Genomic DNA, 16,820 nt, shown 5'->3' with positions numbered 1-16,820 from the left:
TTAGAAGAGGCGTTAAGGGGATGATCAAGTGATCGAGAATAAGGATACATGGATTGTGGAAGCGGATATTACAAGCATGCAATCAGCAATGGAAAAGGGATGGATAAGCTCAGAAGAGCTGGTCCAGTTATATATGGAGCGAATCAGCAAATATGATGGCGTTCTTCGATCTATTTTGGAAATGAATCCCGATGCCATTGAAATTGCCAAAGCTTTAGATAAAGAGCGACAAGAAAAAGGGAGTCGTGGCAGCCTGCACGGTATTCCGATTTTGCTCAAGGACAACATCGATACAAACGACAATATGCACACAAGCGCGGGATCAGTAGCTTTAGCGAATTCATATGCTGCGGAAGATTCCTTTGTTGCCTCACAATTACGTGCCGCAGGAGCTGTTCTGCTAGGCAAAGCGAACATGACAGAATGGGCTAATTTCATGTCAGGCACGATGTGGGCGGGATACAGCTCAAGAGGAGGCCTTGTGCTTAACCCATATGGTCCGGGAGAGCTGTTCATTGGCGGTTCAAGCTCGGGATCAGGCGCTGCGGTTGCCGCCAACTTGGCAGCTGCTGCAATTGGAACGGAAACTTCGGGATCCATCATTAGCCCTGCAAGCCAAACGAGCTTAGTAGGAATTAAACCAACGATTGGGTTAGTAAGCCGAGCGGGCATTATACCGATTACAAACAGTCAGGATACGGCAGGCCCGATGACTAGAACGGTAACGGATGCGGCTATTCTTCTTGGAACATTGGCAGGCGCCGATGAGCGAGATGCGGTTACGGTAAATGGGGCAAAGCAAGCTCATTCCGACTATACGCCATTCCTTGATGCTAGTTATTTAAAGCAAGCAAGGATCGGAATTCCGCGCTTTTATTATAAAGATTTGGACGAAGACAGGCTTGCGATCATGGAGTCGGCTATTGCGGTTTTGAAACAGGCTGGCGCGACGATTATCGATCCCGTTGAGCTGCCGTGTGAGAAGGTTGAATGGGATTGGCATGTGCTGCGATATGAATTCAAAAAATATATCAATGACTACCTCGGAAAGCTGGATGAATCGGTTCCTGTTCATTCCTTGAAGGAGCTAATTGCTTATAACGAAGAGCACGCAGACATTGCTTTAAAATATGGGCAGGATACGCTGCTTTCGGCAGAGGAAACGAGCGGAACGTTGACCGAACAGGAATATGTCGATAGTATTTTGAGAAATAAAGAGCTGGCAGGCAAGCATGGGATTGACTTCGCTTTACAGGAGCATCAACTGGATGCTTTGTTGTTCCTAGGCAATGATGATGGCGATGATCTTGCCGCAAGAGCGGGTTATCCGGTCATTACCGTGCCTGGCGGTTATGCGGAGATGGGAATCATTGCCGAAGGCGGCTATACGACCAAGGGACCGCAAGGGGTCACCTTTATCGGTACAGCCTTCAGCGAGCCTACCTTAATTAAACTCGCGTATGGCTTTGAGCAGGCGACCAAGCATCGTGTGTCTCCGTCAGCTTTTAATTGAATAGCTTGAAATAAGCAGGCGTAAACAACGGGTATAATCCGCTGGTTTACGTCTGTTTTTTTGGGAAGAAATAAGGAATAGAAACAAGTATGGCTTGTTATGTTTTAGTGACTGCGTATCTTTTATTACTCATGGATCGTTTTCTAATAAAGGTGTCTTGGAGGAGTGTATTTATAATGCAAAAGGTACTTATTTTAGGTGCAAGCGGTCTTGTAGGAAGAGCATTAGTCGATGAAATGCAGCACGGTTTTGACCTGTATGGCACTTATTCTTCATCATTTACGAGTCTGCCTACTGATAAGCAGTACAAATTAGATGTTGAGCAAATGGCTGAAATGAAGGAAATCATCCATTCGATTAAACCCGATATTGTTATTTCTTGCTTAAGAGGAGAGTTTGATCAACAGCTGTTGTTCCATAAAGAATTGGCTATGGAATTAGCTAAGCATAATAGCCGACTGTATTTCTTTTCTACGACGAACGTATTTGATGGGGACTTTTCAAAGCCTCATTTTGAAACAGATCTACCTATTTCTGGCACCGATTATGGGAAATTCAAAATCGAATGTGAAAACATGCTTACAGAAATTTTGAATGAACGAGCGATCATTGTCAGAATACCCGCGATATGGGGGAAAGATTCTCCGAGATGGAACACGGTTAAAGATAGTATCGAAAATAATAAAGAGATAGAGGTTTACAGCAATCTCATGTTTAACAACCTTCTGGATGTTTTGCTCGCTAAACAGCTGCGCTTCATTATTGAAAAAGAGCTAAAAGGAATTTTTCATTTAGACGCAGTGGATACGCTGACTCAAGGACAATTTTATGAACAAATTTTAAATCAATTAGGAAGTGAAAAGAGTATATTGCGAGAACGATTATATGAGGATAATGATGCTGCATATTATTTTCAATTGCGTTCGAATCGCGATGACTTTGCTAGCGCTCCGCGGAGCACCAATGCTGAGATGATATCATATTTAGTGAGCGGTTATTTGGATAAAGAGCAGCAATAGTTTAAAAAGGATGGGGCGGCCGGCGGGCGGGCGGCTCTTTTTTTACTAAACAGCCCTGCGACAACAGGCTGATCCCGTAGCAAAAACAACAGGTAAAGCAATTCCTTTTTGAGAGGGAATTGCTTTTTTTGTTCGTGCTGTCGCTGTAAGTCCAAGACCGCCGATGGCGGTCTTTTCTTATGTTTGTTTTTATTTTAGTGGTAAGTGTGTGTCTAACTGAAAGATTAATTCAATAAGGATGAAAAACCAATATATGTTAAGATATTTATACAATATCATTTGGGAGTAACGATTTACCTTACAAAGTATTTAGAAGCTGATTTACTTCGTAAAAGATAAAGTTATGTGGACTGCTAAGGAGGGCAGATATGACTATAAAAGCGAGATACATTTTGCTTGCTGTATTAATAATTAGTGTGGCCATTTTAATTTTACAGCTGTCATCAAGACAAGAGAAATTTATTCACAAAACAGCAGTTAACGAAAAGATAGTTCAAACTAGAAGTTTTAGCGTGAGTTCTGATTCTACAGATTTGAATACATCAGCAAAAGGAACATTATTTATCAAGGGAGACAAAGGAATTCCGGAACATATACAGATTGTTGCTTCGATTTCAATCGACCCTAAAGACTGGGGTGGTGTTGCTTTCAATATTCCTGATAAATGGTATATTTCAAACATTACAAGCAGTTATCCTGAAAAAGAAACAAAATCCATACCTGCGGACTATATAACGACATTGACTACCGCGGATACAGAAAATAAATGGAGAGCAATAATTGAAGTTGGAAGAGGACGAGACGCCTATAAATCAACGGGAGACGGTACAGGAACGGTTGTGATTGACTTAGTTTCTGATAAAAAGGCAATACAAGAGTCAGATAAGTTCAGTATTTCGGTTGCGGTGGGCTCAGATGAAAAAGATGGTGTAAAGATTGTAGGACCTGATTATGTTGAAATACCTATATCGTTAACGGATATGTCAGATGATTAAAATTAGATAATAGACCATTGCACTTCATGAGAAACTTAAATTGCCGCGTCATACGCGGCTTTTTCTATTTGAGAGGGATCTCGTTATAATGAGAAGAGCGATTATAGAAAGAAGTGAAATCATCATGAAAATCATTGTCATTGGTGCAGGAATTGCTGGAGCATCAACCGCATACCATTTGGCTAAGCGGGGAGCAGATGTCCTCATTATCGATAGGAAAGATGAAGGACAGGCTACGGATGCAGCAGCTGGCATTATTTGTCCTTGGCTGTCGCAGCGGCGCAATAAGGCGTGGTATCGCCTTGCTAAGGCTGGAGCAAGTTATTACCCTGTTTTAATTGAAGAGCTGGAAAGTGAAGGGGAAACCGAAACCGGATATGCCAAGGTAGGCGCCCTCAGTATACATATGGATTCGGAGAAAATCGAGAAAATGGAAGCGAGAGCTTACAAGCGTTTAGAAGAAGCTCCAGAAATCGGTGAGATTACGCAGCTTGATGAACAACGGACCCGAGAGCTCTTCCCGCTGCTCGTCGAAGGATATTCTTCCGTTCATATTAGTGGAGCTGCTCGTGTGGACGGCCGTGCGCTGCGTGATGCTTTGCTTCGATCTGCACAGAGGAATGGGGCTGAGCTTATCTATGGGGATGCTAGGCTTGAATATCAATCCAACCGAATAACGGGTGTAACGGCCCAGGCAATTAGTTACCCGGCTGACATCGTGATCGTCTGTGCAGGGGCTTGGGCAGGGCAGCTGCTGCAACCGTTGGGCATTAATTTTAAAGTGAGTTATCAGAAAGCACAAATCATGCACTTGCAGGTTCCAGATGCCAAACAGAATACTGGCATCTGGCCGGTTGTTATGCCGCCTTCCGATCAATATTTGCTCGCCTTTGATCAGCAAAAAATCGTCATAGGAGCAACTCATGAAAATGATATTGAAGGTTATGATACGAGGATCACATCCGGTGGAATGCATGAAATTTTAAGCAAATGTCTTCCATTCGCACCTGATCTGGCAGATAGTACATTTCAGGAAGTAAGAGTAGGCTTTCGCCCTTTTACTGCCGATTTTCTTCCGGTTATAGGCGCCATTCCAGATTGGGAGGGACTGCTTGCGGTAAACGGTCTCGGGGCTTCCGGCTTGACGATGGGACCTTATATCGGAGATCAGTTGGCTAAGCTAGCACTAGGAATGGAAGTGGATATCGATTTAACCGATTATGAAATTTGTAAAGCCATTAGCTGAGCTGTAGGATAAATTCATAATGAGTCATTTTAATATCGTAGAAGGAGAGCTGCTGTTTTGAAGAATAATATCATCGAATACTGTTTAACGAAGAACGGAGCGACTAAGGATTATCCCTTCGGATTCGAACCGTTGGTCATCAAAGTTGCAGGTAAAATATTCGCGTTTATTTTTGAGGACAAAGGGGAGCATCTTCGCTTAAACCTAAAATGTGATCCGGTAATTGCGGAAAACTTAAGGGAACAGCATGAGGCTGTTCGACCAGGATACCATATGAATAAAAAACATTGGAATACAATTACGATCGACGGTTCTTTGCCAGAGTCGGATGTTTTTGAAATGATTGATCATTCTTACGAGCTGGTTGTCAAAAGTCTTTCTAAGAGCCTTCGAGAATCTATTATCGAAAAGAACTAATTAGATATGGCTCAGAGCGTATGACGGGACTTCGCAGGTTGTAGTTAAATTAAGATTGTGATAAACTGTACCTAATTTTGATGACGGGAGTTGAACGAATACAATGTAGAACTTTCTTGCTGTGAGATCACGAAAAGAACGAACTCAGCGATCCGCTGTGGTTGGTTTATTTCGTCTCTGCAAGAAAGGTCTGCATTTCGTTTGCTCTCCCTATCCGGATAGTCATCCAGTCCCATAAAATGGGGCTGTATTTCCTCGTATGGATTAGAGACGCAAGAAAGCACCTTTCTTGCGTCTCTTTTTTATTTTCATACGAAAGGATGATCGCCATGCCCGCGATTCAAGTATCTAATCTCACTTTTGCCTATCCAGGCAGCTATGACCTCATATTCGAAAATGTTCATTTTCAAATCGATACAGACTGGAAGCTCGGGTTTACAGGGCGAAACGGTCGGGGAAAAACGACGTTCTTTAACCTGCTGCAGGGGAAATACGAATACAGCGGTACGATCTCCGCACCCGTTGCCTTTGATTATTTTCCGTTTCCCGTCGAACATCCGGAATATTTGACCGTCGACGTCATCGAAGAAATCGTGCCAGACTATGAGCGCTGGAAGCTGATGCGTGAACTGAATCTGCTTAAGGTTTCGGAAGATGTGTTGTACCGACCATTCGAAACGCTGTCCCAAGGCGAGCAAACGAAGGTACTGCTTGCCGTGCTGTTCATCCAGGACAATCGCTTTCTGCTCATCGACGAGCCAACCAATCATCTCGACTTGCATGCACGTAAACTCGTCGGTGATTATTTAAACACGAAGCGCGGTTTTATTCTTGTGTCACATGACCGCTCATTTCTCGACCGCTGTGTCGATCATATTTTATCGATCAACAAAACAAATATAGAAATTCAAAAAGGCAACTTCTCCAGCTGGTGGACGAACAAAACTCGCCAGGACACGTTCGAATTGGCACAAAACGAAAAGCTATATAAAGATATCGAGCGTTTATCAAGCTCTGTCAAACGCACAAGCGGCTGGTCCCACGAGATTGAAAAATCGAAAAACGGCACACGAAACTCCGGTTCCAAGCTGGATAAAGGATATGTCGGGCACAAAGCTGCTAAAATGATGAAACGCGCGAAATCCATTGAGCAGCGGCAAAACGCCGCTGTAGAAGAGAAATCGAAACTGCTTCGAAATATTGAACAGTCAGAAAGCCTTGTGATCTCTCAACTCGCGTATTCCAAATCGGAACTGGCTGTGCTGGATCACGTCTCGATTTATTACGGGGAAAAATCAGTTTGCGAGAACGTTAGCTTGACGATCGAACAAGGGGATAGGATCGCCATTTCGGGTCCAAACGGTTCGGGTAAGTCTAGTGTGCTCCACCTGCTAAACGGCGAGGCGCTTCACTATACGGGTACGTTTCGGATTGATCCTCAGCTGCGCGTTTCCTATGTATCCCAGAATACTTCTCATCTGCGAGGGTCACTTTCGGATTATGCAGCAGAGCACGGAATCGACGAAAGTTTATTTAAAAGCGTGCTGCGAAAGCTTGATTTCGCCCGTATCCAGTTTGAGAAGGATATGTCGGCGTTTAGCGGTGGACAGAAGAAAAAGGTTCTGATCGCGAGAAGTCTATGTGAAGAGGCTCATCTGCATATTTGGGACGAACCGCTGAACTTTGTTGACGTCATTTCCCGGATGCAGATTGAGGAGCTGCTGCATGAGTATGCACCGACCATTGTGTTCGTCGAACATGATCGTGAATTTCACGACCGTGTCGCCACAAAAACGATTGAACTGACGGGAAACTTTGACTAAAAATCGTATCATTTAAACGAAACAGCAGCCATAAGGCTGCTGTTTTTTTTGTGTAATCAAAGGTCAGTTTTATTATTTGCCAGTTGCATGATTCGATATTTAAAATTGGGGCTGTGCAACACTGTTTGTCTGAGCTTATTTTTGATGCCAAAAACAAAACTGTTTCTCTAGACCCACACGCATTCTATCAAGTAACATAGGTTTTGTTCTGCAAAACCGACTGGGAGTGAAATAAGTGCAAGAAACGTATGATGATATCAAACAAGGCGAAAAAGGTGCATGGCTGAGCATTGGCGCTTATATTTTCTTGTCCGCAATAAAGTTAATTATAGGTTACCTCACTGGCTCCGAAGCCTTATCAGCTGATGGTCTAAACAACTCAACCGATATTATTGCTTCTATAGCCGTGTTGATCGGGCTTAAAATATCACGGAAACCACCGGACAAAAACCATCGGTATGGTCATTACAGAGCTGAAACGGTAGCTGCCCTAATCGCTTCTTTTATAATGTTCGCTGTTGGTATACAAGTATTGTATCAAACGGTGATGAAGTTCAGAGCTCCAACAATCGAATCACCTGATATTATAGCAGCGTGGACTGCCCTATTTTGTGCCATAGCCATTTATTTCGTTTATCTTTACAACATTCGTTTAGCAAAGAAAATAAACAGTCACGCAATGATGGCGGCCGCACAAGATAATCGTTCGGATGCTCTTGTAAGCATGGGCGCTTTTGTTGGCATCATCGGTTCACAATTTGGCTTGCCATGGCTCGACCCAGTCACAGCTCTAATTGTAGGCATCATTATTTGTAAAACAGCATGGGATATTTTTCGTGATTGTTCACATGCGCTTACAGACGGTTTCGATCATGAAGAACTTCAAACCATTAAACAAACCGTTTCCGATACCCCAGGTGTAGAGAAAATAATTGATATAAAAGCTCGTATTCACGGGAATAACAAACTGGTAGACGTAACGATTGCCGTAGACCATCAGCTAAATGTAGGCGAAAGCCATGACATTTCAGAACAAATTGAGAGACGTATTGCTGAATTGCACAGCATTTCCTACGTTCACATTCACATAGAGCCTTTTTTGGCGAGTAGTTAAGTACACAGAGTAAGTTCAAGAGTAACAGCTGTGCATTGACATGAAAAATTGGAGAATAAAGTTTTTTTTAAGTTGATATCATAAGAACATCATCAGAAAGGAATTGAACATGGCAGTCATAACTTTATGCGGTTCTACAAAATTCAAAAATCAATTTGAAAAAGCAAACGCGTTTCTTACACTTCAAGGCAATATTGTTATTAGCGTTGCTTTTTTTGAACAAAGCGATGGTTTTAAAATTACAGAAGAACAAGCAGATTTACTAGGGCATCTGCATTTTAGAAAAATAGATATGTCTGATGAAATATTCGTAATTGATGTGGATGGATATATAGGCAACAGTACAAAAAAAGAGATTCAATATGCTGAAGAAAAAAATAAAGTAATCCGTTACTTTTCCGATGGCGAGATTCCTTCAAATTTATTCAACTAACGGATAACTATAGTGGAGGAGCTGCCGTTATGCAGTTCTTCTTATTTCTCCAAAAAAAGCCCGCCCGATATTATTTTCGGGCGGGCTTTGCACATGCAATTATAGTTTAGGCAGTTGGTCCAGCAGTGGTGATCATCCACATTACGCCGTATTTGTCTTCGATATGTCCGAATAATGTGCCCCAGAATGCGGGTTCTAACGGGCACTTTATGTTGCCGCCTACAGCTAGCTTATCGAAGGCTTCGCGGGCTTCAGCCTCTGCATCATACTCGAGACACAGATGTATGGCATTTCCGCGAATGATTGGTTCAAATACAGAATCGGACATTAAAAAGTGAATTCCTCCAGCCATCAGACTCAAGTTAACAACTTTATCCTTGAGTTCTTCCTTTGCATCAGGAAGCTGTCCATGCGTCATAACGGACAGGATCTCTCCACCAAGCGCATGAGTATAGAACTCAGCTTGAGCTTTTGCGTCCTCCGACATCATATAAGTTGTGTGTTTTGCCATCTTATAACATCCTCTCATCCCATAGTTTGGATTATTTTTGCAGATAACCGATGAACTCAGCTTCTATTTAGACAACGAATGAGAAATTAGAGAATCGACAGATTCCAAAAAAAAATTTAACTTTATTTTATCAAGCTGGCAGGCAGTGAATTTCCAGTAATGATAAAATGAAGTTGCAGCTGGAGAAGGTATTTATATATTATTTCTGATCATTGGCTGCCTAAAGAGTTAATTTAAAAATGGGTACAATGCTGGTTTTAAGAGTAATTGTAGCTTAATGAGGTGTTTGGATTGGTTACTGTTAAAACCGAGGTTCTTATAAATGCTCCAATACATCATTGTTTTGACTTAGCGAGGAATATAGAAGTACATACTCAAACGGTCTGGAAACATACGAAGGAGAGGGCTATAGCAGGTACGATTGAAGGCATGATTAATAAAGGAGAAACCGTGACCTTTCAGGCTACTCATTTTCTAATCAGACAAAAACTAACCTCGAAAATTACGGAATATGAAAGACCCTATCTTTTTGTAGACGAAATGAGTAAGGGGGCTTTTAAAAGTTTAAGACATGAGCATTTATTTGAGGAACATGATGGAATGACATTAATGAAAGACATATTGGTTTTTGAGGCTCCGTTTGGATTAATTGGGTGGTTCACAGAAAGATTAATATTAAGAAAGTACATGAAAAGTTTTTTGGAGCATCGAAATAATCAATTAAAGATTAGGGCAGAAGAGCTAGTCACTGACCTTGATTAACCTCGTTTAAACGCTTTGTACTGGCAAGCTTCTCTTAACAATCAAGCAAGATAATAGAAATCATATATGAACAGGTACTACAAAAAGTTGGTACTCGTTTCAAAAAAAGGTTTTTATTAGAATTGATTTGTAAGGAAGCTGATGATTGCTGGATTACGAGCTGGGAGGCATCAAGATGTCATTTTTAGCACTAATTGTATTGTTAATCATAGGGGTAATCATGTTAGTGGTCGGATTTGCAGCTAAAAAGAATTGGCTTAAGCTATTATCGATTATTCCGCTAGCTATTTCTACGTGGCATTTTTCAAATTTGTTTTTGATAGGTTATGGGTGAAATTTGTGAAATAGGAGGGTGTGAACAAAATGAAGGAAAAGGTTGTCACAGCGTACGACAAACTTGCAAAAGACTACGAAAAGCATGTGGATACTGAGAGCGGGCACAACGCTTATTATGAGCGGCCAGCAATGATGAAACTTATGCCAAATGATATGAATTCACTTACAGTCCTTGATGCTGGCTGTGCTGCAGGTTGGTACACGGAGCAATTTTTAAAGCGCGGTTCTCAAGTAACAGCTATTGATTTGAGTCCTGCTATGGTAGAAGCATGCAAAAGGCGAGTTGGTCATGAGGCAGAAGTATTCGCTTGTGATTTAACGGAGCCCCTCCCATTTAAAAACGAAACATTCAACCTTATAATAAGCTCATTAACCCTGCACTATATCGATGATTGGGCCCCAACCTTTCAAGAATTTCATCGCATATTGAAACCGGGTGGACAAGTTGTTTTCTCCGTACATCATCCATTTATGGACTTTAAACATTTTGAAAGACCTGATTATTTTGCTCACGAGCTGCTTATGGAAACCTGGAATAAGAAAGAATCTGGCCCAGTGGAGGTTACATTTTATAGGAGGCCTCTTCAAGAGATTCTGAATGTCACATCAGCCCAATTTATCATTGATCAAATCATCGAGCCGCAGCCGGATTTAGCTTTTAAAGATAAACCAGATGCTATGGATTGGTATAAGCGTTGGTATGATCGTCTTTCGACTAATCCTCATTTTCTCATTGTGAAAGCTCGGAAATAGAAGGATAGCATCCTTAATTAGGATTAGGGGGATATGATGCAGACATTAATCGATGAGCTAATACACTTTTATTTTATTCATCCGAGCTATGAAATCGAGTCCGTTCCTTTTGGTTTAACAAACCTCACGAAGATTGTTAAAATCAATGATCGAAAATATGTAGTCCGCATCTACGATCGTTATACGAAAAATGTACAAAGCATAGAAATGGAATCGAAAATAACTTCGTTTTTGAATGGCAGCAATCTTACATTTCAAGTGCCTGTATTTCTTCGGACGCTCAATGGGGATGAATACATACAACTAGCAGACGGTACTTTAGGTGCGGTCGTATCATTTATTGAAGGCCGTGTACCAGAAATAGTAGAAACACAACAAGCCTTGAAACTTGGTCAGGTAGTTGGAGAAATCTCTTCAACACTGAGCGAATATGAAACTGATCTGCTAGACCACCATGGAAAAGCTTTCTCAGATCTTTATGATCTTCATCCACTCGCCCATCGTAATGATATAACTTCTTTTATTGAAAATCCGCCATTTCACATTTCTGAATCCCACCTGAACTTCTATAAAGATACGATTTTGTCCGTTGAGATGTCTATCCACCAGCTAAAAAGCTTGCCAAGGCAGCTCGTTCATCATGATTTGCTCATATTCAACCTATTGTCCCAAAACAACAACATATGTGGCGTATTGGATTTTGATTTCACTTCAATTGATGCTAGTTTTATGGAATTTGCCATTAGCCTTAATCATATTTTGCAAATGTCGGATGGATCTTTGGAAATGACTGAAGCCTATATTAAGGGGTATGCCGATTTTCGCAAGGCAACTATACAAGAAATTAATCATTTGCAGCTCATGACGCAGATTTATCATATTGCAGTTCTCCATATTTATATAGGTCAGCATTACTCAGGAAAATCGATTGAAGCTAACTTCAACTATATACTCCATCAATTTCAAACACGAAATAACTGGTTGAATCAGCATCGTGAGGCCTTGCAAGCACTACTTGAATTATATCTGGTTTGAGAAATTCTGGGCTCAAGCACCGCTTGATATACAAAAAGAAGGGTCAAATATACACTGAAAGTATCTTGAACGAGGGGTGATGACAGTGTTTGATATGATGAAGGTAGGCAGAAATATTTCGAAGCTAAGGAAGAAGATCGGAATTACCCAAATGGGTTTAGCAGACAGACTTAATATCAGTTATCAGGCGGTGAGCAATTGGGAGCGGGGAGAGACGATGCCTGATATTTCTAAGCTTCCCCAGATCGCAGAAATTTTTGATGTCAGTATCGATGAGATTTTGGACGAAGGCAAAGGTACTGAACTCCTTAGAAGTATGCTGGATCATTCAACAGAAGATTATTTACAACATAATGAAGTCTCACTTAAAGATATTTCCGAAATTGCACCATTGCTCAAAACAGAACAAGTGGATGAATTCGTTGCGAATGCAGAGGAGGTTGCTGAAATAGGCGATCTTTTGTCCATTGCTCCTTTTGTTAGTGAAGAGACGATAGACAGAATTGCAAAACAGGTTTTTGAAAAAGAGGGCATTTATGTACTCGTATCGTTAGCTCCATTTATGAGTGAAGCTGCGATTGACGAGTACGCGAAGCTATCTTTTGAAAAAGCAGGCATACATTCACTCGTAGCGATGGCCCCATTTATTAGTCAGGGTGCGATTGATGAATATGCGAAGATGGCGGTTGAAAAAGAAGGCATTAATGCCATTGTGTCACTGGCCCCATTTATAAGTAAGGAATTCATTGATGAATGTGCAAGGATAGCCGTCGAAAAAGAGGGCATAAATGCCATTGTATCGCTGGCGCCATTTATAAGTACAGAGGCAATTGACGAATGTGCGAAAAAAGCTTTTGAGAAAGAAGGCTTAAAAGCACTGGTATCGATCGCACCTTTCATCAGTAGAGGTATATTGAATGATTGTACTGAAAGCAGTGCTATAGCGAGAAATTGAAGGAAAGACGTAGATTGAGCATTCCAGCGATAGCTTTAAAGAACGTTTGGGAATCCGCTGCAATTCGGGTTCCTTTTTCTTATGCTTAAACGGCAGAGGATGCAATGTTTGGCTTGTTTTATATGTATAATGTAAGAAAGACAAGCAGGATGTTAGAAGGGAGTATTTCATTGACTCTACAACAATTAAAATACGTAATTGAGGTCGCCAATCGAGGCTCCATTAATGAGGCAGCCAAGCGGTTGTTTATTTCTCAGCCTAGTCTTTCCAATGCCATTAAGGATCTGGAAGAGGAAATGCAGCTAGAGATTTTCGAGAGGTCTAATAAAGGAATTTCACTTTCTAAGGAAGGTGTTGAGTTTTTAAGTTATGCTAGGCAGGTCGTTGAGCAGGCGGAATTGTTGGAAAGCCGTTACCTGAATGCCAAGCCTTCGCCGCAGCATTTTTCGGTTTCTACTCAGCATTATGCTTTTGCAGTGAATGCATTTGTCAGTTTGGTTCGCGAGTATGGTCAGGAAGAATATGAATTAACATTACGCGAGACTAAAACCTACGAAATTATTGAAGATGTTAAAAGCCTGCGCAGCGAGATTGGAATCTTGTATCTTAACGAGTTCAATGGGAAGGTAATCAATAAGCTGCTCAAAACGGCGAATTTACAGTTTATTAGCTTATTTACAGCTAAGCCTCATATTTTCATCAGCATTAATAACCCGTTAGCCAATCAATCGATCGTGACCATTGACCAGCTTCAAAATTATCCCTATTTGTCCTTTGACCAAGGCGAATACAATTCTTTTCATTTTTCAGAAGAAATTTTAAGTACGATGACTCATAAAAAAAGCATCCGTGTAAACGATCGGGCGACGCTGTTCAATCTCCTAATTGGACTAAACGGATATACGATATCGACCGGTGTTCTAAGCGCTGATTTAAACGGCAATGAGATTATTCCAGTACCGCTCGATTGCGAGGAGACGATCAATGTAGGTTGGATTTCACAGCGAAATGCTTCCTTATCCAAGCTCGGGTCGGCATATATTGTGGCGCTCAAACAAGCGATTGGCAAATAAAAGTGCGGGTATAGCTTAAGGCTATGACTAGATATAGTTTAATCCAGTTACTCTATAACAGTGAATACGTGTTATCTTTCTTGTAACAATTTGTATAGGAGTGTTACGAGATGGTGAAAAGCAGTGTTTTGGGATATCCACGTATTGGTGCGGATCGGGAATGGAAGAAGGCGCTAGAAGCGTTTTGGGCAGGCAAGCTTGAAGAATCAGAGTTCCATGGCAAGCTTCAAGAAATCCGTTTGAATCATTTACGCAAGCAGCAGGAGAAAGGCATCGACCTTATCTCGGTCAATGATTTCAGCTATTACGATCACATTCTTGATACAGCAACGATGTTCGGGATCATTCCGAAGCGCTTCACTTACGAAGGCGGTTCAGTACCACTGTCGGTTTATTATGGCATTGCCCGCGGAACGAAGGATGCAACGGCAAGCGAAATGACCAAGTGGTTTAACACCAACTATCACTACATCGTACCTGAACTTGACGGAGCAGCACCTGTACTTACAGAGAATAAGCCGCTTATCGCATATTTGGAAGCTAAGGAAAAGCTCGGTATCGAGGGAAAACCCGTTATTGTCGGCCCATTAACCTTCTTGAAGCTGTCCAAAGGATACAGTCAATCAGAGACTGATGCTTGGCTGGATCGATTGCTGCCGCTTTATGTGCAGATCCTGCAAGAGCTTGAAAAAGAAGGCGTTCAGTGGGTACAAATAGATGAACCAATTCTTGTAACAAAACTTAGCGATGCTGATCGCAGTCGCCTGAAAAATATTTATACCACGCTTGCTGCATCGGTAACTAATCTAAACATCATGCTGCAAACGTATTTCGAATCCATAGAAAACTATACTGACATCGTTGCGTTGCCGGTCAAAGGAATTGGGCTTGACTTCGTACACGGTTTGTCCACAAACTTGTCATCCATTAAACAATTTGGCTTCCCTCAGGACAAGGTTCTAGGTGCAGGAGTCATTGATGGCCGCGGCATCTGGAAAGCGTCACTTCGCGATAAATTGGCATTGTTGAAAGAGTTGGCTGAAGTCGTAACGGCTGAACAGCTAATTGTACAGTCATCTTGCAGCCTGCTTCATGTTCCAGTCACAGTGCAAAATGAGACTAAGCTATTGCCTGAACTAAAGGGGGCTCTAGCATTTGCGGATGAGAAGCTGGATGAGATTGTTCTTCTTGCGAAAGCAGTTACTTCGGAAGATGCTTTCGTTACTGCCGAGCTTGAGAAATGTGATGCTGCTCTAGAGGCACTTAAGCAATCAGGCGAGCGCAATCGCAGCAGCATTCAGCAAGCCGTAGCCGCTATTAGCGAGCAGAATCCAACACGCAATCTGCCATTTTCTGAGCGTCATATTGCCCAACAGAAAAAATGGCAATTGCCGATTTTCCCAACGACGACAATTGGCAGTTTCCCGCAATCCGCTGAGGTGCGCAAAGCCCGTCAACAATGGCGCAAGGGTGATTGGAACAATGAACAATACGCTAGCTTCATCCGTGATCAAATCGATATCTGGATTAAGCTTCAGGAAGAAATCGGACTGGATGTACTCGTGCATGGCGAATTTGAACGGACAGATATGGTTGAGTTTTTCGGTGAGAAGCTTGCGGGCTTTGCGTTCACTCAGTTCGGTTGGGTACAGTCGTATGGCTCCCGCTGCGTGAAGCCGCCAATTATTTTTGGAGATGTAGCGTTCGAAGAAGCAATGACTGTCGAGGAAACGAAGTATGCTCAGTCGAAGACTGAACGTCCAGTTAAAGGAATGCTTACGGGACCGATCACGATCATGAACTGGTCGTTCGTCCGTGATGACATTACGCGTGAGCAAATCGCTTACCAGCTTGCCTATGCGCTTAGACAAGAGGTAGAAGCGCTTGAGCAAGCGGGCATAGGGATGATTCAGGTTGATGAGCCTGCGGTTCGCGAAGGTCTGCCGCTTAAGGAAGAAGACCAAGCCAACTATTTAGCTTGGGCTGTCAAAGCTTTCCGCGTGACTACATGCACGGTTCAGGATACGACGCAAATTCACACACATATGTGTTATTGCGAGTTCCATGACATGATTGATTCCATTGAAGCGATGGATGCAGATGTTATCTCCATCGAGACTTCACGCAGTCATGGTGAATTGATTCATAGCTTTGAGCTGAATACTTACAAGCTGGGTATAGGTTTAGGCGTATACGACATCCACAGCCCGCGTATTCCGCGAGTGGAGGAAATGACGAGTATGATCGAACGCGCTTTGCGTGTGCTTGATCCGAAGTTATTCTGGATTAACCCAGACTGCGGACTTAAAACACGTGGACTCGAAGAAACCGTTGATTCCTTGCGCAACATGGTTGAAGCGACACAGATCGCCCGTGCGAAACATTCTTTGCAGGTGTAAGCTAGGTTATTAAAATAGATTACGGAAGAGCAGACTGCCACGGCAGCCTGCTCTTTTTGATAGGCTCAGATACGATTTTGTTATATAAATAAACTAGAATTAGGCTGATAACTCAAATATGATACGATAAACGAAACGAATTGATTTTAAAAGGAATGAATATCATGGATAAGCTTCATACAGCCATAAGTTTAAGAGAAGCAGGGAAACTGGAAGAAGCGAGGACATTGCTAATAGATTTAGTCACAGAAGAGCCGCAGAACTCATCAATGTGGTATCAACTTGCTTACCTTTTTTATTCAGACAAATTGGATCAAGTATGGGATTGAGCCAGCCTGCTATTGTCCAACTATACGGCGACAGACTAGAACGTCATGATGACGCCCTAGTCTATCGCCGTTTTTATTTATTCGGATCAGCCGAAACAAATAAGGTT

15 protein-coding genes are annotated in these 16,820 nt (G+C 42.1%); 14 read left to right on the top strand and 1 reads right to left on the bottom strand.

Features of this window, described 5'->3' with window-relative positions:
- Positions 1–28 precede the first annotated feature (28 nt).
- The 8 genes from MHH56_RS28350 to MHH56_RS28315 all read left to right on the top strand — a co-directional run bounded on the left by MHH56_RS28350 (position 29) and on the right by MHH56_RS28315 (position 8,560).
- Positions 29–1,513 (top strand): amidase family protein, encoded by a 1,485-nt coding sequence (locus tag MHH56_RS28350; RefSeq protein WP_339204968.1) that lies wholly within the window; start codon positions 29–31, stop codon positions 1,511–1,513.
- 176 nt (positions 1,514–1,689) lie between these two features.
- On the top strand, positions 1,690–2,532 hold the full coding sequence (locus tag MHH56_RS28345) for a sugar nucleotide-binding protein (protein ID WP_339204967.1): 843 nt from the start codon (positions 1,690–1,692) through the stop codon (positions 2,530–2,532).
- Between the two features lie 368 nt (positions 2,533–2,900).
- Positions 2,901–3,527, top strand: coding sequence for a hypothetical protein (locus MHH56_RS28340; RefSeq protein WP_339204966.1), 627 nt, complete (start codon positions 2,901–2,903; stop codon positions 3,525–3,527).
- Positions 3,528–3,648: 121 nt separating this feature from the next.
- The gene (locus tag MHH56_RS28335) at positions 3,649–4,773 is read left to right on the top strand and encodes an FAD-binding oxidoreductase (RefSeq protein WP_339209757.1); all 1,125 of its coding nucleotides are present in this window, start codon (positions 3,649–3,651) and stop codon (positions 4,771–4,773) included.
- A 57-nt stretch (positions 4,774–4,830) separates the two neighbouring features.
- Positions 4,831–5,190 carry an MmcQ/YjbR family DNA-binding protein gene (locus MHH56_RS28330; protein WP_339204965.1) on the top strand — a complete coding sequence of 120 codons (360 nt, stop codon included), beginning with the start codon at positions 4,831–4,833 and terminating at the stop codon, positions 5,188–5,190.
- A 329-nt stretch (positions 5,191–5,519) separates the two neighbouring features.
- Positions 5,520–7,013, top strand: a complete 1,494-nt coding sequence (abc-f, locus tag MHH56_RS28325; RefSeq protein WP_339204964.1) for an ABC-F type ribosomal protection protein — start codon at positions 5,520–5,522, stop codon at positions 7,011–7,013.
- A 235-nt stretch (positions 7,014–7,248) separates the two neighbouring features.
- Positions 7,249–8,127, top strand: coding sequence for a cation diffusion facilitator family transporter (locus MHH56_RS28320; protein ID WP_339204963.1), 879 nt, complete (start codon positions 7,249–7,251; stop codon positions 8,125–8,127).
- Between the two features lie 109 nt (positions 8,128–8,236).
- Entirely contained in the window at positions 8,237–8,560 is a 324-nt protein-coding gene (locus tag MHH56_RS28315; RefSeq protein ID WP_339204962.1) for a hypothetical protein, read from the top strand.
- Positions 8,561–8,666: 106 nt separating this feature from the next.
- Here the strand turns inward: MHH56_RS28315 and MHH56_RS28310 are convergent, their stop codons facing one another.
- Positions 8,667–9,071, bottom strand: a complete 405-nt coding sequence (locus MHH56_RS28310) for a VOC family protein (RefSeq protein WP_339204961.1) — start codon at positions 9,069–9,071, stop codon at positions 8,667–8,669.
- A 291-nt stretch (positions 9,072–9,362) separates the two neighbouring features.
- On the opposite strand from MHH56_RS28310, the gene MHH56_RS28305 reads away from it, so the two are divergent.
- The 6 genes from MHH56_RS28305 to metE all read left to right on the top strand — a co-directional run bounded on the left by MHH56_RS28305 (position 9,363) and on the right by metE (position 16,384).
- A complete protein-coding gene (locus MHH56_RS28305) occupies positions 9,363–9,833 on the top strand; it encodes an SRPBCC family protein (RefSeq protein WP_339204960.1) in 471 nt (156 codons plus the stop codon).
- A 363-nt stretch (positions 9,834–10,196) separates the two neighbouring features.
- Positions 10,197–10,922: a class I SAM-dependent methyltransferase gene (locus MHH56_RS28300; RefSeq protein WP_339204958.1), complete on the top strand. Its 726-nt coding sequence runs from the start codon at positions 10,197–10,199 to the stop codon at positions 10,920–10,922.
- 33 nt (positions 10,923–10,955) lie between these two features.
- Positions 10,956–11,957 carry a phosphotransferase gene (locus tag MHH56_RS28295; protein WP_339204956.1) on the top strand — a complete coding sequence of 334 codons (1,002 nt, stop codon included), beginning with the start codon at positions 10,956–10,958 and terminating at the stop codon, positions 11,955–11,957.
- Between the two features lie 94 nt (positions 11,958–12,051).
- Positions 12,052–12,912 carry a helix-turn-helix transcriptional regulator gene (locus MHH56_RS28290; protein WP_339209756.1) on the top strand — a complete coding sequence of 287 codons (861 nt, stop codon included), beginning with the start codon at positions 12,052–12,054 and terminating at the stop codon, positions 12,910–12,912.
- A 170-nt stretch (positions 12,913–13,082) separates the two neighbouring features.
- Complete coding sequence (locus MHH56_RS28285) at positions 13,083–13,985, top strand: LysR family transcriptional regulator (protein WP_339204955.1); 903 nt, start codon at positions 13,083–13,085, stop codon at positions 13,983–13,985.
- A 110-nt stretch (positions 13,986–14,095) separates the two neighbouring features.
- Positions 14,096–16,384 carry a 5-methyltetrahydropteroyltriglutamate--homocysteine S-methyltransferase gene (gene metE / locus MHH56_RS28280; RefSeq protein ID WP_339204954.1) on the top strand — a complete coding sequence of 763 codons (2,289 nt, stop codon included), beginning with the start codon at positions 14,096–14,098 and terminating at the stop codon, positions 16,382–16,384.
- Positions 16,385–16,820: the final 436 nt, after the last annotated feature.

Source organism: Paenibacillus sp. FSL K6-3182, assembly GCF_037976325.1.
Lineage (GTDB): Bacteria > Bacillota > Bacilli > Paenibacillales > Paenibacillaceae > Pristimantibacillus.
The sequence above is the reverse complement of the archived record's forward strand: the minus strand, read 5'-3'. Positions and strand labels throughout refer to the sequence as shown.